This window comes from Caulobacter mirabilis (assembly GCF_002749615.1).
In the GTDB taxonomy this organism is placed as follows: Bacteria; Pseudomonadota; Alphaproteobacteria; order Caulobacterales; family Caulobacteraceae; genus Caulobacter; species Caulobacter mirabilis.
Window position 1 is genome coordinate 3,344,791 of record NZ_CP024201.1, and the last position, 18,172, is coordinate 3,362,962.

Consider the following 18,172-nt stretch of genomic DNA (forward strand, 5'->3'; position numbering starts at 1 on the left):
CAACCCAAGGGCCTCACGTCCCGAGCCCCTCCAGCTGCCCCGGCAGCGCATAGGCCCAGCTGGTGATGTCGCCGGCGCCGAGCAGCACGACGATGTCGCCGCTCCTGGCCTCCTCGGCGATCACCCCGGCCAGGGCCGCCGGCCCTTCGAGCGGCAGCGCGCGGCGGTGGCCGTAGCGGCGCAACCCCTCGACCAGGGCGTCGCGGTCGACCCCTTCGATCGGCGCCTCGCCGGCGGTGTAGACGTCGGCCACCACCACTACATCGGCGTCGTTGAAGCAGGAGCTGAACTCGGCCATCAGGTCGCGCAGCCGGGTGTAGCGATGCGGCTGGACCACGGCGATGACCTTGCCTTCGGGCGTCACTGCGCGGGCGGCGGTCAGCACGCTGGAGATCTCGACCGGATGGTGGGCGTAGTCGTCGATGACCCGTACGCCGTTGACGACGCCGGTGGTGGTGAAGCGCCGCTTGACCCCGCCGAAGCCGGCCAGACCCTTGCGGACTCCCTCCTCGCCGACGCCCAGTTCACGGGCCACGGCGATGGCGGCGCAGGCGTTCATGACGTTGTGCTGGCCGGCCATCGGCAGCTTCAGGCCGTCGTAGCGGATCGGCTCGCCCTCGCGCGGCGAGATCAGCACGTCGAACTGCGCGCCCTCCGGCCCCATGGCGATGTTCATCGCCCGGACCTCGGACTGCGGGTTGGTCCCGTAGGTGACCAGCCGCCGGTTCTCGACCCGCGCGGTCAGGGCCTGCACCTCGGGGTGGTCCAGGCAGACCGCCGCGAAGCCGTAGAAGGGAATGTTCTCGACGAAGTCCTGGAAGCCCTTCTTCACCGCCTCGAAGTCGCCCCAGTGGTCCAGGTGCTCGGCGTCGATGTTGGTGACCACGGCGACGGTGGACTTCAGCTTCAGGAAGGTGCCGTCGCTCTCGTCGGCCTCGACCACGATCCAGTCGCCCTCGCCGACCTTGGCGTTGGTGCCGTAGGCGTTGATGATCCCGCCGTTGACCACCGTCGGGTCCAGCCCGCCCGCGTCGAGCAGGGTCGCGACCATCGAGGTGGTGGTGGTCTTGCCGTGCGTACCGCCGACGGCGATCGAGAACTGGAGGCGCATCAGTTCGGCCAGCATCTCGGCCCGGCGGACCAGCGGCAGGCGGCGCTCGCGGGCGGCGGCCATCTCGGGATTATCGTGCTTGACGGCGGTCGAATAGACGATGGCCGACGCGCCTTCGATGTTGGCGGCGTCCTGGCCGACGAAGATCCTGGCGCCCAGCTTCTCCAGCCGTTCGGTGTTGGCGCTGGCCTTCAGGTCCGATCCCTGCACCGTGTAGCCGATGCGGATCATGATCTCGGCGATGCCGCTCATGCCGATGCCGCCGATGCCGATGAAGTGCACGGGGCCGAGTTCGAAGGGGACGGGACGACGACGCTGGTTCATCGTCGCGAATTAGACGATTTGTCGGCCCGCCGAAATACGTCAGGGGAGCGGAATGTCGCGTATTTTCATCGTCCTCGCCGGCTGGCTCATCGCCGCCCCGGCCCTGGCCCAGCCCCTGCGCCCGGTCGAGGTCGGCCGCTTCGCCAAGTTCATGGACCTGGCCAGCATCCAGCGAACCGGCGATGCGGTGACCTTCCGCTACCTGCTGGTGGTGGACGAGGACTTCGAGGCCGGCGGCCAGCGCTTCCTGGGCGGCTGGTCCTACATGAGCGCCGACTGCGGCCGCCAGGTGATCGACCTGACCGGCTTCCAGAGCGTCCGCGCCGACCGCAGCGAAGGCCCCCGTACGGTGGACGCCCAGCCCAGCTGGCCGATCGCCCCGGGCAGCGTCGACGAGTTGCTCGCCGGCATGGCCTGCGACGGCGCGCGGGCGGAGAACCGGCCGGACGCCAAGACGGTGGACGAGGCGGTGACCCTGGGCCGGAAGTGGCTGAGCGAGGGGCCTTAACTGCGTCCGCGCATCCCGGCGAAGGCCGGGACCCAGTCGGGGTCTCAGAACTTCGAATGGAATCCCGGAAGCTCAGGCCTAGCTGGGTCCCGGCCTTCGCCGGGACGGACGGGTACTGGCGCTACCGCGCCGTGTCCTCGACCAGGTCGGCCAGCCGCTCGGCCGCGTCGGGCCGCGCCACGGACTTCGCGCCCGCGGCCATGCGGGCCAGCCAGTCGGGGTCCTTCAGCAGGGCGTTCAGGGCGCCGGCCAGGGTGTCCACGGTCAGCTCGCGCTCGGGGCAGATCGCCGCCGCGCCGGCGTCGGCCAGCAGCTTTGCGTTGTAGGTCTGGTGGTCGTCCAGGGCGACGGCCAGCGGGACCAGCACCGACGGTTTGCCGGCCACCGCCAGCTCGCAAACCGTCGAGGCGCCGGCGCGGCCGATGACCAGGTGCGCCGTCTTCAGCCGCCCGGCCATGTCGCGGAAGAACGGGGCCACCTCGGCCTTGACCATGGCGTTGGCGTAGGTGCGGCGGGCGATGTCCATCGACTCCTTGCGGGTCTGCTGCTGGACCTCGATGCGCACGCGCAGGTCCTCGGGCAGCTTGGCGATGGCCTCGGGCGTCAGCTCCGACAGCAGGCGCGCGCCCTGGCTGCCCCCGGTGACCAGGATTCGGATCGGACCATCGGCCGCGGGAGCCTCGTAGGGAACGCCGTAGAGGGCGCGGATGTCGGGCCGCACCGGATTGCCGACGACATGGGTCCGCGACGCGACCGCCGGCTTGGCCAACTGCAGCGTCGGAAAGGCGCAGGCCACCGCATCAACGCGGCCGGCGATGAAGCGGTTCACCCGGCCGAACACCGCGTTCTGCTCGTGGATCACCGTCGGCCGTCGCTGGGCGATCCCCGCCAGCAGGCCCGGCAGCGACGGGTAGCCGCCGAAGCCGACCACGACCGCCGGATCCAGTTGCTTGAAGGCGCGTCCGGCCTGCAGCGTGCCCTGCAGCACCGCCCAGCCGGCCTTCAGCATGCCGATGGGATCGCCGGGCCGCGCCGTGGCGGCCGACAGGGCGATGCGTTGGTCGGCCGGGAACTTGTCGGCGTAGAGGGCGCCGCGCTCGTCGGTGGCGAGCACGATGCGCCAGCCGCGGCGGATCAGTTCTTCGGCCAGGGCCTGGGCGGGAAACAGATGGCCGCCGGTGCCTCCGGCAGCGACGACGGCAAGTCTCGCGGGCATGGTGAACTCTACTAAGCGAAGGCGCCGGTGGGGGCGAGGCCTTCGTTGCCGGCATAGGCGCCTGGTCGCTTGCGGGTCAGGCCCAGGGCCATGCCCAGCGTCAGGCCCATGGCCAGCATCGAGGAGCCGCCGTAGCTGATGAACGGCAGGGTCATGCCCTTGGTCGGGATCATGTTCAGGTTCACCGCCACGTTGATCAGGGCCTGCTGGCCGACCAGCACGAACAGGCCCGCGGCCGCCACCTGCTCGAACGGATCGCTGAGCCGTAGAGACTTGTACAGGCCCCGCGCCACCAGGAAGCCGAACAGGGCGATCAGGGCCAGGGAGAAGATGAGACCGTACTCCTCGGCGAGGACCGAATAGGCGAAGTCGGTGTGCATGTCGGGCACCCCGCGCTTCATCACCCCCTCGCCCGGGCCGCGCCCGAACAGGCCGCCGGCGGCGATGGCCTCGCTGGCCTGGCTGATCTGGTGCTTGTCGGCCTTGTCCGGGCTGAGGAAGGTCTGCACCCGGTTGTGGACGTGGGGGATCAGGAAATATGTGCTGCCCAGGCCTATGACGGCGGTGATGCCCAGGCCCATGATCCAGCTCATCGGCACGCCGGCCATCCAGAACGCGGCGCCGAAGGCGATGGTGATCAGCACCGTCTGGCCGACGTCCGGCTGGATCAGCAGCAGGGCCACGGCTAGGCCGTACAGACAGAAGGCGATGAACACCCCCGGCACCCCCTCGCCCTTCTGTCCCTCGGCGAACATCCAGGCGACCAGCACCACCAGAGCCGGCTTCATGAATTCCGAGGGCTGCAGGGTGAAGCCGGCGAAGTTGATCCAGCGTGTCGCGCCCTTGGCCTCGTGGCCCAGGAACGGCAACGCCGCCATCAGTCCGATCATGGCCAGATAGACGAAGAAGGCCGTCCGGCGGATCTGGCGGGGCGTCATCATCGACACCGCGATCAGCATGACCACCGCCCCGCCGCCGAAGACGGTCTGGCGGATGGCGAAGTGGAAGCTGTCGTCGTAGCGCAGGCGGGCCGCGGCGGCCGGGCTGGTGCCGAACGACAGCAGTACGCCCAGCACGATCAGGACGGCGGTGGCGCCCAGCAGCCAGTGGTCCGTCGTCCACCACCAGCGCCCCAGCGCCGTCTTGTCCGATCGGAGGAAGGCGTGAGGGCTGGAGCCGGTCATGCGCGCGCTCCCCTGAGGGCGGGCCGGGTCAGGCCCTCGACGGCGTGGCGGAAGGCCTCGCCCCGGGCCTCGAAGTCGCTGAACTGGTCGAACGAAGCGCAGGCCGGCGACAGCAGGACGATGGCGTCCTCGCCGCTGGCCTTGGCGTCGGCGAAGGCGGCGGCGACGGCCGCGTCGATCACGCCGCACTGCTCGTAGGGCGCCCGGCCCTCGAGCTCCTGAGCGAACTGGTCGGCGGCCTCGCCGATCAGGTAGGCCTTGGCCACGCGCGGGAACAGGTCGTGCAGCGGCGCGATGCCGTCGGACTTCGGCTTGCCGCCGGCGATCCAGTAGACGCGCGGATAGCTGCTGAGCGCCTGGCGGGCGGCGTCGGCGTTGGTCGCCTTGGAGTCGTTGACGAACCGGACCCGGCCGATCGTCCCGACGGTCTCCATCCGGTGCGCCAGGCCTGGGAAGCTCATCAGGCCGGCGGCGGCGTCCTCGGCGGAGACGCCCAGAGCCCGAGCGGCGGCGTAGGCCGCGGCCGCGTTCTGCCAGTTGTGCCGGCCCGGCAGCGAGCGGGCGCGCATCAGATCGGCCACTTCGACCACGCGGTCGCCGGTCGCGTCGTAGAGCACGCCCTGGATGGCGTAGACGCCGCGGCCCATCGAGCGGCTGGCGCTGATCGGCCAGATGGTCCGGCGGTTGGCGGCGGTGATCTCGGTGCAGATCCGCTGGCACCAGGGGTCGTCGACCCCGATGATGGCGGTGTCGCCCTTGCCCTGGTTCAGCAGCGCGCGGCGCTTGGCGGCGACGTAGCCGTCCATGCCGCCGTGGCGGTCGAGGTGATCGGCGGAGATGTTCAGCAGCACCGCCGCGTCGGGCTTGAGGCTGCTGGTCAGATCCAGCTGGTAGGACGAGACCTCGAGCACATAGACGGCTCCGCCGTGCATGTCCTCCAGGCCCAGCACCCCGACGCCGATGTTGCCGCCGACGCGGGTGTCCCGGCCGGCGCTGGCGCAGATATGGCCCAGCAGCGCGGTGGTGGTCGACTTGCCGTTGGTGCCGGTGATCAGGGCGATCTTCGGCCGCTTGTGCGGCGGGGCGGCGTTGACGGTGCGGGCGAAGAGCTCGATGTCGCCCAGCACCTCGACGCCGGCCGCCTGGGCCATCTCGACGGTCCAGTGCGGCTTGGGATGGGTCAGCGGCACGCCCGGCGACAGCATCAGGGCGGCGAATTCGCTCCAGTCGGCCTTCGACAGGTCGGCGACCTTGAAGCCCTCGAACTCGGCGGCCGAGCGCCCGCCCTCGTTCTCGTCCCAGAGCACGACCTCGGCCCCGCCGGCGACGAGCGCGCGCGCGGCCGTCAGCCCTGTCCGGCCGAGACCGAACACGGCGACCTTGCGTCCCTCGAAACCGCGAACCGGGATCATGTCGCGCCCGCTCTCCCTATCTCAGCTTCAGGGTGGCCAGGCCGATGGCGGCCAGGATCAGCGAGATGATCCAGAAGCGGATCACCACGGTGGACTCGGCCCAGCCGAGCTTCTCGAAGTGGTGGTGGATCGGCGCCATCAGGAAGATGCGCTTGCCGGTCCGCTTGAAGTAGAGGACCTGGATCATCACCGACAGCGCCTCGGCCACGAACAGGCCGCCGACGATGGCCAGGACGATCTCGTGCTTGGTCGCCACCGCGACCGCGCCCAGCGCGCCGCCCAGGGCGAGCGAACCGGTGTCGCCCATGAAGATCTTGGCCGGCGGGGCGTTGTACCAGAGGAAGCCCAGCCCGGCCCCGATCATGGCCCCGCAGAAGACCATGATCTCGCCCGTGCCCGGCACGAAGTGGACCTGCAGGTACTGGGCGAAGTTGTAGTTGCCGACCAGGTAGGCGATCAGGCCGAAGGTCGCGGCGGCGATCATCACCGGCACGATGGCCAGGCCGTCCAGGCCGTCCGTCAGGTTCACCGCGTTGGACGCCCCGACGATCACGAAGGCGCCGAAGACGACATAGAACAGGCCCAGGTCGAGCAGCAGCCGCTTGAAGATCGGGAAGGCCACCGAGGTCGACAGCTGCGGCGTGTCCGGAGACTTGGCGCCGAAGTAGACCAGCGCCGCCACCGCGGCGACCGCCACCAACCCCTGGATCAGCAGCTTCATCTTGCCGGAGACGCCGGCCGTCGTCTGTTTGGTGACCTTGTCGTAGTCGTCCATGAAGCCGAGAACGCCGTAGGCCAGCGTCACCATCAACACGACCCAGACGTAGATGTTCGTCAGGTTGGCCCACAGCAGCGTGCCGCCGGTGACCCCCGCCAGGATCATCAGGCCGCCCATGGTCGGGGTGCCGGCCTTCTCGATGACGTGGCGCTCGATACCTTCCTTGCGGATCGGCTGGCCCCGCCCCTGCTTGGTCCGCATCCAGCCGATGAAGCGCGAGCCCATCGCCACGGCGATGACGTAGCCGGTCACGGTCGCCATCAGCGTCCGGAAGGTCAGATACTTGAGCAGGTTCAGGGCCGGGAGATGATCCCGCAGCTCGTAGAGCAGATACAGCATCAGGCCTTGTCCCCTGCATGATCGAGCGCGGCCAGCGCGGCGGCGATGACGCCCGCGCGGCTTCCGTTCGACCCCTTCACCATCACCAGATCGCCCGGCTCTACGGCCGATGCGACCAGCGGCGCCAGCTGCGCCGCCGTTTCGGCGTAGCCGCCGCGACGAGTCGGCGGAAGGGCGTCCCAGAGCGATTTCATCATCGGCCCGGCGGCGAACACCAGGTCGACGTCGGCCGCTTCGATCGGCGCGGCAAGGCCTGCATGGAAGCTCGGGGCCTGCTCGCCCAGCTCCAGCATGTCGGTCAGCGCGACGATCCGTCGCCCCGGCGCGGCGCGCGCGCCCAGGGTGCGGAACGCCGCCTCCATCGAGATCGGGTTGGCGTTGTAGCTCTCGTCGATCAGGGTGAAGACCCCGCCGGGGATGGCGACGGTCTTCTCGGCCCCACGGCCAGCCAGGGGCGCGAAGCCCTCCAGCGCCGCCAGGGCCGTGTCGCGCGAGACGTCCATCGCCTCCAGAGTCAGCAGCACGCAGAGACTGTTGAGCCCCCAGTGCAGACCGGTCTGGCGCAGCGGGAAGCTCAACGTCTCGCCGTCGACCAGCGCGCGCACCCGCACGCGGCCGTCGGCCGGCTCGAAGGCCAGCAGCCGGGCGTCGGCGTCCTCGCCCGTGCCGAAGCTCCGCACGCGCGCGCCGACCTTGCCGGCCTCCTCGCGCAGCAGGTCGAACCAGACGTTGTCGGCGTTCAGCACCGCGACGCCGCCGGGCTTCAGGCCCTGGAAGATCTCGGCCTTCGCCAGGGCGACGCCGCGCTCGCCGTTCGGGAAGTTCTCGATATGCACCGGCCCGACGGTGGTGATGGCGACCACGTCCGGCTGAACGAAGCGCGACAGCGGCCCGATCTCGTCGGCGTGGTTCATGCCGATCTCGAACACGGCGCGCTCGGTGTCGCGCGGCATCCGCGCCAGGGTCAGCGGCACGCCGATGTGGTTGTTGTAGGATTTCACCGACGAGTGCCAGCGACCGGCCAGGGCCAGGCCCGCGGCCACCGCCTGGGTGACGCTGGTCTTGCCGACCGAACCGGTGATCGCCGCGCGGCGGGCCGGGCTGCGGTCCCGCGCCGCGACGCCGAGCTTCTCCAACGCGCCCAGGGTGTCCTCGACCAGCACATGCGGCCCCTGCACCGGCTTGCGCGCCAGCACCGCCGCCGCGCCCGAGGCCAGGGCGCCGGCGGCGAACTCATGCCCGTCCCGCGCGCCGGCCAGGGCCACGAACAGATCGCCCGGCTCGACCGAGCGGCTGTCGATCGACACGCCGCTCACCGCGAACGGTCCCGCGACGACACGCCCGCCGGTGGCGGCGCCGATCTCGTCAGAGGTCCAGAGCGGCTCAGCCATGAGCATGCTCCAGGCCCAGGGCGGCGGCGGTCTCGGTCACGTCGTCGAACGGATGAGTGACGCCGGCGATGGTCTGGCCCTGCTCGTGACCCTTGCCGGCCACGACCAGCACGTCGCCCTCGTTCAGCAGGGCGACGGCGGCGCGTATGGCCTCGCGACGGTCGCCGATGTTCTGCGCGTCGGGCGCGCCATCCTGCACCTGGGCGCGGATCGCGGCGGGGTCTTCCGAGCGCGGGTTGTCGTCGGTGATGATGGCCACGTCGGCCAGCCGGGCGACGATCTCGCCCATGATCGGCCGCTTGGTGCGGTCGCGGTCGCCGCCGGCGCCGAAGACGGCGACCAGCTTGCCCAGCGTGTGCGGACGCAGGGCCTTCAGCACCGTCTCCAGCCCGTCCGGCGTATGGGCGTAGTCGACATAGGCCTCGCCGCCGGTCCGGCCGGTCCCGACGCGCTGAAGCCGGCCCGGCGCGCCGCGCAGACCTTCCAGCGCGATGAACACCGCCGCCGGATCGATCCCCGCCGCGATGCACAGGCCCGCCGCCACCAGGGCGTTGTCGGCCTGGAAGCCGCCCGCCAGCGGCAGGCGCACGTCGTACTCCTCGCCCGCGTAGATCAGCTTCAGCCGCTGCCCCTCGGGAGTCAGCAGGCGGTCGGCCATGCGGACGCCCTCCCCGGCCTTGCCGGTGGAGATGATGGTCTGGCCGGCCTCGGTCGCGGCGGCGGCGAAGGCCGGGAACTGGTCGCTGTCGGCGTTCAGCACGGCCGTCCCGCCGCGCGGCAGCAGGGTCTCGAACAGCCGCAGCTTGGCCGCCCGGTAGACGCCCATGGTGCCGTGATAGTCGAGGTGGTCCTGGGTCAGGTTCAGATAGCCGGCGGCGGCGAGCTTCACGCCGTCCAGGCGGCGCTGGTCGATCCCGTGCGAGCTGGCCTCCAGCGCCAGGTGGGTGACGCCCTTCTCGGCCAGGGTCGCCAGCAGCTCGGCGACGTCGGCGGCGTCGGGCGTGGTCAGGCCCGGCGGGGTGATCTGCTCGTCGGGGCCGCAGGGATCGCTGATGGTCACGCCCAGCGTGCCCATGCTGGCCGACTTGTGCCCGGCGGCGGCGAAGATCTGGCGGCAGAAGGTGGCCACCGAGGTCTTGCCGTTGGTGCCCGTGACGGCCACGCAGACGGCTGGCTGGCGGCCCCAGAAGTTGGCCGCCGCCAGGGCGTAGGCGCGGCGCAGGTCGCCCGCGTGCACGACCGGAACCGGCAGGCCGCCGACATCGTCCGGCGCCAGCACGGCGGCGGCGCCCGCCTCGATCGCGCCGGGGATGAACTTGCGGCCGTCCACGGTCGAGCCCGGCAGGGCCGCGAACAGATAGCCCGGCTTCACCTTGCGGCTGTCGGCGGTGACGCCCTTGATCGCCGGATCGTCGGCGAGCTCGCGCTTCACGAGGTCTGACAGGCGCAGGCTCACAGTCCGGTCTCCGGTTGGGCGGCGGCGGGGCCGGCCGCGATGATGGTGGCCGCCTTGGGCTCCTCGGGGCGGCGCTCCACCCCCAGGAACGGCCCGATGCGGTTGATGATCCGGCCGACGGCGGGAGCCGCGACCCAGCCGCCGGTGCGCACCGCGCCCTGGGGCTCGTCCATCAGCACCAGCACGAAGTAGCGCTTGGTGTCGACGGGCCCGTCGGTCGGGAAGACGGCCGCGAACGAGCCGACCTGCTTGTAGTGGCTGTAGCCGCGGATCTCGGGGTCGTACTTCTCGCCGGTGCCGGTCTTGCCGCCGACCATCAGCCCCGGCGCGTCGGCCTTCCGGCCCGTGCCGCCGACGACGTTGCCGCGCATGATCTGCAGCATCGAGATGGCGGTCTGCTCCGACATCACCCGCTCGCCCTGAGGCCGGAGGTCGGCCGGCAGCTTGCGGATGGTCAGCGGAATCATCCGGCCCCCGTTCAGGATCGCGCCCATCGCCTGGGCCAGGGCCAGCGGCGAGACGTTGATGCCGTGGCCGAACGAGACCGAGGCCATGTCGTCCTCGTCCCACTTCTTCGGGGTCAGCGGACGGGTGGACTCCAGCAGCTCGACCTGGGCCCGCTTGGTTAGGCCAAGAGCCTGGAAGTAGCGCTCCATCCGCTCGGGCCCCACGGCCAGCGCCAGCCGGGCGGTGCCGATGTTGGACGAGTGGTTGAACACCTCGCGCAGGGTCAGGATGCGGTTGGTGCCATGGAAGTCATGGATGGTGCGGTAGCCCATCTTCAGCGGCTGGGTGGCGTCGAAGGTCGAGTCCGGGCTGGCCACATGGGCGTCCAGGCCGATCGCCACGGTGAAGGCCTTGAAGGTCGAGCCCATCTCGAACACCGACGCCGCCGCGCGGTTGCGCAGCTGCTCGGGGGTCGCCCGGCCGGGCGCGTTGGGATCGAAGTCCGGCCAGCTGGCCATCGCCAGGATCTCGCCGGTCTGGACGTCGGTCACCAGGCCCACGGCGCCCTTGGGCTGGTACTCGGCCGCGGCGGCGGCCAGCTCCTCCTCGACGGCGGCCTGGACCCGGACGTCGATGGACAGCGCCACCGGCTTGCCCTCGGCGCCGGCGGCCAGGATGTCCTTGGCCAACGCCTTCTCGGCGCCGGCGACCGGATCGCCGCCCTTCTCGTCGTAGCCCAGCAGATGCGAGGCCAGGGCGCCCAGCGGATAGACCCGACGCTCCTCGGGATCGAAGACCACGCCCGGCAGGCCCAGATCGTGGACCCGCGCCTTCTCGGCCGGGGTCAGGCCGCGCAGCACGACGCCGCGCTTCTGGGCGGACAGGGCCTTGTCGACCTGCTTGGCGGTCAGCCGCGGCAGCGCCTTGAGCAGAGCCTCGCGGGTCTCGCGCTTGCTCCACATCTCCCGCACGTCGACCGACAGGGTGTAGTGGGTCAGGTTCGCGGCCAGCAGCCGGCCTTCGCGGTCGACCAGGTCGGCGCGCTTGGGAACGCCGGCGTAGGCCCTGCCGCCCTGCCCCGCATCGGACAGCACGGCCGAGTAGACGGCCCCGCCGGCCATCACCGTGAAGCCGACCAGGAACAGCGCCAGGACGACGAAGATGCGGATGCGGGTGTCGTTCTCGGCCTTGCCGTCGGCGTGGGCGCGCTCAAAGGCGTGCTCGACCCGCCAGACACGCTCGATGATCCAGCGCCAGAGCGCCGGGTACCGTTGCGGGGCGAGGTCGGGAATGCTCATGGGATCAGAACGCGCCCCCGGCCGGAGTGGCGCGCGCGCCGCCGTTCGCGCCGCGTTGGGCGACGGCGATCACCGTGTCGGGCGTCGCCTCCTGCTTGGCCTGCACCGGCTCCATGGCCAGGTAGGCGCGCGACAGCCGCTCCAGCCGCTCGGGCTGCTCCAGGTGGGCGACCTCGGCCTCCAGGACGCGGATGCGGACCCGCTCCTTGTCGATGTCCCGCTCGACCTGGCCGATCTGGGTGCGCTCTTTGCCGGCGAAGGTCTTGGCCAGATTGACCCCGACCGCCAGGACCAGCAGCCCCGAGGCCAGCGCGACGTTGATCGTGCGGAACCCGCGGGTGCGGTGGTTGAACAGCGCCTGGACCATGCGTCCGATCATGCGGCGTCCCTCCATGCGGGCGCGTCGGTGCGAACCCCGGCGCGCAGTTTGGCCGAGCGCGCGCGCGGATTGGCGGCGATCTCGGCTTCCGTCGGATCGATGTGACCCTTGAACGGCAGATCGAAGGTGGGCGCCGGGCCGCCGCTCACCGGCGGGGCATGGCGCGAGCCGCCCGGCAGGCGACCGGCGCGGGCGGCGAAGAAGGCTTTCACGATGCGGTCTTCGAGGGAGTGGAAGGTGACGACGGCCAGTCGCCCCCCGCTCTTCAAGATTCGCTCGGCCGCGACAAGCCCTTGTTCGAGCTCGGAAAGTTCCTCGTTCACGGCGATGCGCAGGGCCTGAAAGGTCTTGGTGGCCGGATGCACCTTGGCGCCGCGGCGGCCGCCCAGGGCCCTCTCGACCACCTCGGCCAGATCCAGGGTGCGCTCGAACGGTCGCTCGGCCCGGCGGCGCACGATGAAGGACGCCACCCGGCGGCTCTCGCGCTCCTCGCCGTAGACCCAGAAGATACGGGCCAGTTCGGCCTGGTCGGCGGTGTTGATCAGGTCGGCCGCGCTGGGCACGTCGCCGCCCATTCTCATGTCCAACGGACCGTCGCGCATGAAGGAAAAGCCGCGATCAGCCTCGTCCAGCTGCATCGACGACACGCCGATGTCGAGCGCGACCCCGTCGACCGAACCGGGCGCGAAATGCTCGGCCATGTTGGAGAAGCGGTCCTCGACCAGCCGAAACCGGCCGCCGGCCTCCAGCGGCGCGGCGAAGCGGCGGGCGCTCGGGTCGCGATCGAAGGCCACGACGGCCGCGCCGCCCTCGAGGAAGGCGCGGCTGTAGCCGCCCGCGCCGAAGGTGCCGTCGACGATGGTTTCGCCCGACGTCGGCTTCAGCGCCTCGACCACCTCGCCCAGCAGGACGGAGACGTGGGGACCCTCGCTCATCCGGCCGCTCCGGCGATGCGGGCGCGCTGGGCGGCGCGCAGCTCGGCCAAGCCCGAACGGGCGGCGTCGCGGGCGGCGGCGCGATGGGCCTGGAAGGCCTCGCGCGGCCAGATCTGGAAGCGCTCGCCCATGCCCACGACCGAGATCCAGTCGCCGGCGGCCAGGCCGAACATGTCGCACAGGGCGGGCGGCAGGGTGATGCGGCCGGCGTCGTCGAAACTCATCCGGGCCATGCCGCCATAGACGGTCGCCTCCAGCGCCGAGCGCAGCGGGTCGCCGAACGGCAACTCCTCGATCAGGGCGACATAGCGGTCGAACAGGGCCTTGCCGCCGCCTTCCAGGCAGTCGGCCTCGATCGCAGGGAAGCAGAAGACGCCGTCGAAAGGCTGGCCGACCGCAGCACGGAACTCATGCGGCACGACGATGCGCCGCTTGCTGTCCAGCTGCTTTTCGAAGGTCGAGAGGAACACCCTGCCCAAGCCCTGACTCGACGACCGCCGACCCCTTCGGCGATAGAAGTTGGGTTAACATGGGACGAACTGGGACGCAATGACACGAAGGGTCGTTTCTTCGTGAAAACAAGTATGTCGCAGGGTCTCTTGGGGCAAGAAAGACACTTATCCACAGAACATACTGAGAACCTGTTAAGTATAATGGGGATAACCTGGCCCTTGGCCCATTTCGGCCCAAATTCGGGGTCCCGAGCATGGGGGCATGCTCCGCGAAGCGGTGCGTGTCCCCGAGGTCGCGTCAGGGGACACGCACCCTGCGGGAGCCTGTCCCCGCCCCAGCCGCCGCGGCGGCTGTCGAACCCCGGGCGGCGCGGCGATGTCCCGGTCGGAGGCGAAGCGGATCAGACGGCCTGTAAGCCGGGTTCTGTTCGGGCCCGAAGGCCCGCGACGATCATTCCTCTGGACCGCCCATTGCTGGACGGTTCTCGCGACCAACCCGGATTCCTCGGGCCGGAGACGGCCCTACCTCCGCAAGGGAGGCGCGGAATCCCTATTCGGTCTTGCTCCAGGCGGGGCTTGCCATGCCGTCCCTGTCACCAGGTCCGCGGTGGGCTCTTACCCCACCCTTTCACCCTTCCCGCCGCCGCGGCGGAGGAGGTTTGCTTTCTGTGGCGCTATCCCTCGGGTCACCCCGGGCGGGCGTTACCCGCCGCCTTGTCACCGTGGAGCCCGGACTTTCCTCGACGCCGAGGCGCCGCGACCGCCCGGCCGTCTGATCCGGGACGGGTTTTGATCGTTGGAGGGCGGAAGGTCAATGCGTGGTTCGAGACGCTCGCCGAAGCTCGCTCCTCACCATGACGCATTCAGATGCTCGTCATCCGGAGGAGCGATCCCTCGGGGTCGCGCCTCGAAGGACGCTACACGCTTCAGTCCGCGGCCGCCCGCAGCACCGCCATCAGCGTCGCCCGCGTCTGACCGTCGGCGACGCCGTCCCAGCGGCTCTGGACCCAGTGCTGCTGGAAGGCGGCGACGATGTCCTTGGTCTTGGCGTCGAACTGGCCGGACGGGGCGCTGTCGTAACCCAGCCGGGTCAGGCCGGCCTGCAGCGCGAACACCCCCACCCCCTCGTCGCCCTCCGCCAGGGCCTGGCCCGGCGCGGAGGCCGCCTCGGCCCAGACGCCGTGACCGGCTTCCGCCAGCCGCTTCCAGGGAAACAGCTCGCCCGGATCGACCTTGCGGCCCGGCGCGATGTCGGAGTGGCCCAGAATCCGATTGTCGTCGATCGTCCAGCGCGTGCGGATGTCGCCAACCAGGGCGATGACTGCGGCGATCTGGGCGTCCGGGAAGGCGCGGTAGCCGAACTCGTGGCCCGGATTGACGATCTCGATCCCGATCGAGGCGTGGTTCAGCTGGTCCTCGCCGCGCCAGAACGACTGGCCGGCGTGCCAGGCCCGCCGTTCCTCGGGCACCAGCCGGAAGATCCGCCCGTCCTCCTCGACCAGATAGTGGGACGACACCTTGCCCGGCCGGCTGTCGTCGCGCAGCCGCTCCAGCGCCGCCTCGCCGGTCTGCATGCCGGTGTAGTGCAGCACCAGCATGTCGGGGACCTTGTTGCGGGCGTCGAAGTTGGGCGACGGCGCTTCGATGAAGTCCAGGCTCATTGCGAACGGTTCCGGATCGCCATCAGCAGCGGCGCCACGTGATTGGGCCGCAGGGCGATGATCAGCACCCCTACTAGCGCGAGCGTCGCGCCGATGGCCATCCGTGCGTCGAAATGATCGTGGGTGATCAGGACGCCCATGGCGATGGTGGCCAGCGGCGTCATCAGGGTCAGGGGCGAGATCAGCGTCGCCTCGTACCGCTGGATCAGGCCGTAGTAGAAGGTGTGGGCCAGCACCGAGACGACCAGGGCCGAGAACGCCACCGCCCCGACGAACGGCCAGCCGGCGGCCAGAGCGAGCGGGATCTGATCCTGTTCGATGAACGCGCTCACGGCTGCCAGCGGCCAGATCGAGGTGAAGCCGACCCAGGCCTGGAACTGCAGCGGCCGCACCCCGTCCATCTGCTTCATCATCACCGCGCCCAGCGAGCCGGCCAACGCGGCGGCCGCGACCAGCCACAGGCCGGACGACATCTCCAAGCCCGCGCCGTGCCACATCACCGTCATCGCCCCCGCCAGCGTCAGGGCGATGCCCAGGCCGCGCCGCCAGCGCACCCGCTCGCCCAGCATCAGCATCGACAGCACCGTGGTGATCGGCACGCCCAGCTGGGAGACGATGGCCGCCGCCGAGGGACTCGCCGTCTTCAGCCCGATGAACAGCAGCGCGAAGTTGCCCCCGCCCATCAGCAGCGCCACCAGGACCAGCCGCCAGGTCGGCCTGGGCGCCGGCAACAGCCACGGCAGGGTGCACAGCGCCACCAGCATGAACCGCACGGCCGCATAGAACAGCGGCGGCACGTCCCAATGGGCGACCACGATCTTGCTGACGATGTTGTTCGCGGCCCAGACGAGGCAGATCAGGACCAGGATCACGAAATCACGCAGGGCCATGCTCGACCCTTAGTCTGCTTTCGTGACGGATGGCGAGGGACTACGTACCGGTCTTTCGACGAACGAAGCGAAGCGCCGTCCGCGTGTCCGAAAAGCCGCAGACCTTGTTGTCGACCAGGCCGTGAAGGCGGGCCGCGGCCATGACCTCGACGTCCTTGACCTGGGCCGCCCTGCCCTTCAGCGACACGACCCACAACGCGCCGCGCTCAGCCAGCCGCGGGACCAGATCGCCGATCCGCGCCAGGGCCTCGGCGCCGTCGGCGCCGTAGACCAGGATATCCAGTTCGGTGAGCGTACTCGTCGGCGCGACCCGGCCGGCCAGTTCGACGGCGAAGTCGGGATCGTCGAGGTCGAGCACCGCGACGCGCTGGCCCGCCTTGATCCCCAGCTTGTCCAGCCGTCCAGGCGGGCGGAGGATGGCCTCGGCCCAGCGGCCCGCCTGCACCACACCGAGCTTGAAGCGGGACCCGTCGGCCAGGACCAGATCTTCGCCGTCGGTCGCCAGCCCAGCCAGGGCCGCGCCCTCGAACACCCGCCGCGCGCGGCCGCGGAAAACCAGCTTCGGCGCCTCCCATCGCAGGCGGCCGGCGTCGTCGCCGTCGGCGAAGCGCGCGACCACGTCGTGCGCCTCCTTGCCCATCTAGACCTCGCCCGCCCGGTACAGGCCGCGGCAGATGTCGGCGAAGGCCCGGCGCATGCCCTCGGGCGGCGCCTCCAACGGACCAAGGGCCTGGGTTCCGTGGCTGATCGTCAGCGGCTTGCCGCTCTCGACGATGGCCAGCAGGCCGCCGGTGATCGGGCCGGTCGCCTGGACGCCCTTGGCCACGTCGGCCACGACCAGGCCCTGGACCTCGCCGCCGCCCTCGACGGCCAACCTGTTTCGCCCGGTCTCGCGCTTGAACGTCGGCGCCCAGATCATGAAGCCGTCGCCCTTGGCGCAGACCAGCCGCAGGTCGGCGCGGTCGACGTCGCCGCCGGGCAGGTGGACGATCTCGACGCTGTTCTGACCCCGACCGAAGGCCCAGTCGGAGTTGGTCTTGACCTTGGGCGCCTTGGCGGCGGCCGGCGCCTTGGGCGCGGGCCGCTCGGGCTCCGCCGCCGGCCGCAGGTCCGGCTTGCGCTCGCAGGCGACGAGGCCGCCCGCCAGGACGACCGCCGCCGCCACGGTCAGGACGGCCGCCTTACGCACCCTTGAACACCGCCGGGCGCTTCTCGAGCAGGGCGTCGACGCCCTCCATATGGTCCTCGGTCAGGTGGCTGATCGCCTGGGCCGCGGCGCTCATCTCCATCAGGGTGTCGTAGCTGGTGGTCTGACCGTGCTTCAGCAGGCTCTTGCCCAGGCGCAGGGCGTGCGGCGGCTGCTGGGCGATCTTCTCGGCCATGGCCATGGCCTCGCCCATCAGCGTGTCGGCCGGCACGACCCGGCTGACCAGGCCCCAGTCGCAGGCGGTCTGGGCGTCGACCACGTCGCCGGTGAACAGCAGCTCGGCCGCCCGGCTCATGCCGATGGTGCGCGGCAGCAGCCAGGCGCCGCCGTCGCCGGGGATCAGGCCCAGCTTCAGGAAGGTCACCCCGAACCGCGCGCTGTCGGCGGCGATGCGGATGTCGGTCATGCAGGCCACGTCGCAGCCCAGGCCGATCGCCGCCCCGTTGACCGCGGCGATCGACGGAACCTCCAGGCCGTAGATCGAGCGAACGATGCGGTGGATGTTGTTGCGGTAGCCGTCGCGCAGGTCGACGCCGTTGCCGGCGAAGGCCCCTTCCCGCGCCTTCATCGCCTTGACGTCGCCGCCGGCCGAGAAGGCCCGGCCCGCGCCGGTCAGCACCACGCAGCGCACGTCGCGATCGGCGTTGATCGCCGCGCAGGCCTGCGCCACCTGGTCCCCGTCGCCGGGCGCGCCCAGGGCGTTCATCGAGTCCGGACGGTTGAGGGTCAGCACCGCCACATGGCCGTGCTTCTCGGTGGTGATCAGGGACATGCCGGTTTCCTGCGCGCGTGTTGTCTTGTCGGCAGGTTCATAGCGGGGCCCAGCGGCCGACGGAACACCCTCCGCTCTTCACGCCGCGCGCTCGTCCGCGCCCTGACGACCCGCGGATCCGGCCTCGCGAGTGGTCGCCTCGAGTTTGCTGTGGAAAACGGCAGAACCCTGTTTTCTCACGCAGAATCCAAAAGAACACACAAAGCATCCACAGCCGCTCAACCGAGACGGCGGGAAGCATTCACATGTCGGGAATTCAGAGCGGTTGCTACATAGCCGGTCTCGTCGCACAGTCAACCCGTCGAGAGGAAACGCGGCGCTGGCGAGACGGGAAACCGGAAACGGGATTACCGGAAGGCCAAGCGGGCGGGACGCTCCAGGACCCCAGGACCGGAGGGAGACCTTCGGAGAC

General features: G+C 70.6%; 17 protein-coding genes and 1 other RNA gene. 1 reads left to right on the plus strand and 17 read right to left on the minus strand.

The genetic code is table 11. From position 1 onward, the window contains the following. Positions 1-13: 13 nt before the first annotated feature. Entirely contained in the window at positions 14-1,435 is a 1,422-nt protein-coding gene (gene murC, locus CSW64_RS16060; protein WP_099623046.1) for a UDP-N-acetylmuramate--L-alanine ligase, read from the minus strand. A 52-nt stretch (positions 1,436-1,487) separates the two neighbouring features. Between murC and CSW64_RS16065 the strand changes: the two genes are divergently transcribed. Further along, positions 1,488-1,943, plus strand: a complete 456-nt coding sequence (locus tag CSW64_RS16065; protein ID WP_099623047.1) for a surface-adhesin E family protein — start codon at positions 1,488-1,490, stop codon at positions 1,941-1,943. A 121-nt stretch (positions 1,944-2,064) separates the two neighbouring features. Here the strand turns inward: CSW64_RS16065 and murG are convergent, their stop codons facing one another. From murG to CSW64_RS16145, 16 genes are all read right to left on the minus strand, one after another. Continuing rightward, complete coding sequence (gene murG, locus CSW64_RS16070) at positions 2,065-3,159, minus strand: undecaprenyldiphospho-muramoylpentapeptide beta-N-acetylglucosaminyltransferase (RefSeq protein WP_099623048.1); 1,095 nt, start codon at positions 3,157-3,159, stop codon at positions 2,065-2,067. Between the two features lie 11 nt (positions 3,160-3,170). Then, a complete protein-coding gene (gene ftsW / locus CSW64_RS16075; RefSeq protein WP_099623049.1) occupies positions 3,171-4,343 on the minus strand; it encodes a putative lipid II flippase FtsW in 1,173 nt (390 codons plus the stop codon). After that, complete coding sequence (murD, locus tag CSW64_RS16080) at positions 4,340-5,755, minus strand: UDP-N-acetylmuramoyl-L-alanine--D-glutamate ligase (protein ID WP_099623050.1); 1,416 nt, start codon at positions 5,753-5,755, stop codon at positions 4,340-4,342. The genes ftsW and murD overlap by 4 nt, the downstream gene beginning before the upstream one ends. A gap of 16 nt (positions 5,756-5,771) precedes the next feature. Further along, positions 5,772-6,872, minus strand: a complete 1,101-nt coding sequence (gene mraY, locus CSW64_RS16085; protein WP_099623051.1) for a phospho-N-acetylmuramoyl-pentapeptide-transferase — start codon at positions 6,870-6,872, stop codon at positions 5,772-5,774. Then, a complete protein-coding gene (locus CSW64_RS16090) occupies positions 6,872-8,263 on the minus strand; it encodes a UDP-N-acetylmuramoyl-tripeptide--D-alanyl-D-alanine ligase (RefSeq protein ID WP_099623052.1) in 1,392 nt (463 codons plus the stop codon). Before CSW64_RS16090 ends, mraY begins: the two co-directional genes overlap by 1 nt. After that, complete coding sequence (locus CSW64_RS16095; protein ID WP_099623053.1) at positions 8,256-9,719, minus strand: UDP-N-acetylmuramoyl-L-alanyl-D-glutamate--2,6-diaminopimelate ligase; 1,464 nt, start codon at positions 9,717-9,719, stop codon at positions 8,256-8,258. The genes CSW64_RS16090 and CSW64_RS16095 overlap by 8 nt, the downstream gene beginning before the upstream one ends. Then, on the minus strand, positions 9,716-11,464 hold the full coding sequence (locus tag CSW64_RS16100; RefSeq protein WP_099623054.1) for a peptidoglycan D,D-transpeptidase FtsI family protein: 1,749 nt from the start codon (positions 11,462-11,464) through the stop codon (positions 9,716-9,718). Before CSW64_RS16100 ends, CSW64_RS16095 begins: the two co-directional genes overlap by 4 nt. Before the next feature lie 4 nt (positions 11,465-11,468). Continuing rightward, positions 11,469-11,843, minus strand: a complete 375-nt coding sequence (ftsL, locus tag CSW64_RS16105; RefSeq protein WP_099623055.1) for a cell division protein FtsL — start codon at positions 11,841-11,843, stop codon at positions 11,469-11,471. Further along, on the minus strand, positions 11,840-12,778 hold the full coding sequence (gene rsmH / locus CSW64_RS16110) for a 16S rRNA (cytosine(1402)-N(4))-methyltransferase RsmH (protein WP_099623056.1): 939 nt from the start codon (positions 12,776-12,778) through the stop codon (positions 11,840-11,842). The genes ftsL and rsmH overlap by 4 nt, the downstream gene beginning before the upstream one ends. Then, entirely contained in the window at positions 12,775-13,248 is a 474-nt protein-coding gene (locus CSW64_RS16115) for a division/cell wall cluster transcriptional repressor MraZ (protein WP_099623057.1), read from the minus strand. Before CSW64_RS16115 ends, rsmH begins: the two co-directional genes overlap by 4 nt. A 379-nt stretch (positions 13,249-13,627) precedes the next feature. After that, an RNA gene (gene rnpB / locus CSW64_RS16120) (RNase P RNA component class A) lies at positions 13,628-14,006 on the minus strand. 150 nt (positions 14,007-14,156) lie between these two features. Further along, complete coding sequence (locus tag CSW64_RS16125) at positions 14,157-14,891, minus strand: peptidoglycan recognition protein family protein (protein WP_099623058.1); 735 nt, start codon at positions 14,889-14,891, stop codon at positions 14,157-14,159. After that, a complete protein-coding gene (locus tag CSW64_RS16130; RefSeq protein WP_099623059.1) occupies positions 14,888-15,781 on the minus strand; it encodes a DMT family transporter in 894 nt (297 codons plus the stop codon). The genes CSW64_RS16125 and CSW64_RS16130 overlap by 4 nt, the downstream gene beginning before the upstream one ends. Positions 15,782-15,821: 40 nt before the next feature. Then, complete coding sequence (locus CSW64_RS16135; protein ID WP_099623060.1) at positions 15,822-16,421, minus strand: DUF3052 family protein; 600 nt, start codon at positions 16,419-16,421, stop codon at positions 15,822-15,824. Further along, on the minus strand, positions 16,422-16,970 hold the full coding sequence (locus tag CSW64_RS16140; RefSeq protein WP_099623061.1) for a hypothetical protein: 549 nt from the start codon (positions 16,968-16,970) through the stop codon (positions 16,422-16,424). Then, positions 16,963-17,760, minus strand: a complete 798-nt coding sequence (locus CSW64_RS16145; RefSeq protein ID WP_099623062.1) for a crotonase/enoyl-CoA hydratase family protein — start codon at positions 17,758-17,760, stop codon at positions 16,963-16,965. The genes CSW64_RS16140 and CSW64_RS16145 overlap by 8 nt, the downstream gene beginning before the upstream one ends. Positions 17,761-18,172: the final 412 nt, after the last annotated feature.

Excerpts from the sequence above, each read along its gene's own strand:
- CSW64_RS16135 (WP_099623060.1), bottom strand. The coding sequence starts at position 16,421 with ATGGGCAAGGAGGCGCACGACGTGGTCGCGCGCTTCGCCGACGGCGAC.
- CSW64_RS16145 (WP_099623062.1), bottom strand. The coding sequence starts at position 17,760 with ATGTCCCTGATCACCACCGAGAAGCACGGCCATGTGGCGGTGCTGACC.
- ftsL (WP_099623055.1), bottom strand. The coding sequence starts at position 11,843 with ATGATCGGACGCATGGTCCAGGCGCTGTTCAACCACCGCACCCGCGGG.
- CSW64_RS16125 (WP_099623058.1), bottom strand. The coding sequence starts at position 14,891 with ATGAGCCTGGACTTCATCGAAGCGCCGTCGCCCAACTTCGACGCCCGC.
- murC (WP_099623046.1), bottom strand. The coding sequence starts at position 1,435 with ATGAACCAGCGTCGTCGTCCCGTCCCCTTCGAACTCGGCCCCGTGCAC.
- CSW64_RS16130 (WP_099623059.1), bottom strand. The coding sequence starts at position 15,781 with ATGGCCCTGCGTGATTTCGTGATCCTGGTCCTGATCTGCCTCGTCTGG.
- CSW64_RS16100 (WP_099623054.1), bottom strand. The coding sequence starts at position 11,464 with ATGAGCATTCCCGACCTCGCCCCGCAACGGTACCCGGCGCTCTGGCGC.
- murG (WP_099623048.1), bottom strand. The coding sequence starts at position 3,159 with ATGCCCGCGAGACTTGCCGTCGTCGCTGCCGGAGGCACCGGCGGCCAT.
- CSW64_RS16065 (WP_099623047.1), top strand. The coding sequence starts at position 1,488 with ATGTCGCGTATTTTCATCGTCCTCGCCGGCTGGCTCATCGCCGCCCCG.
- mraY (WP_099623051.1), bottom strand. The coding sequence starts at position 6,872 with ATGCTGTATCTGCTCTACGAGCTGCGGGATCATCTCCCGGCCCTGAAC.
- murD (WP_099623050.1), bottom strand. The coding sequence starts at position 5,755 with ATGATCCCGGTTCGCGGTTTCGAGGGACGCAAGGTCGCCGTGTTCGGT.
- rsmH (WP_099623056.1), bottom strand. The coding sequence starts at position 12,778 with ATGAGCGAGGGTCCCCACGTCTCCGTCCTGCTGGGCGAGGTGGTCGAG.
- CSW64_RS16090 (WP_099623052.1), bottom strand. The coding sequence starts at position 8,263 with ATGGCTGAGCCGCTCTGGACCTCTGACGAGATCGGCGCCGCCACCGGC.
- ftsW (WP_099623049.1), bottom strand. The coding sequence starts at position 4,343 with ATGACCGGCTCCAGCCCTCACGCCTTCCTCCGATCGGACAAGACGGCG.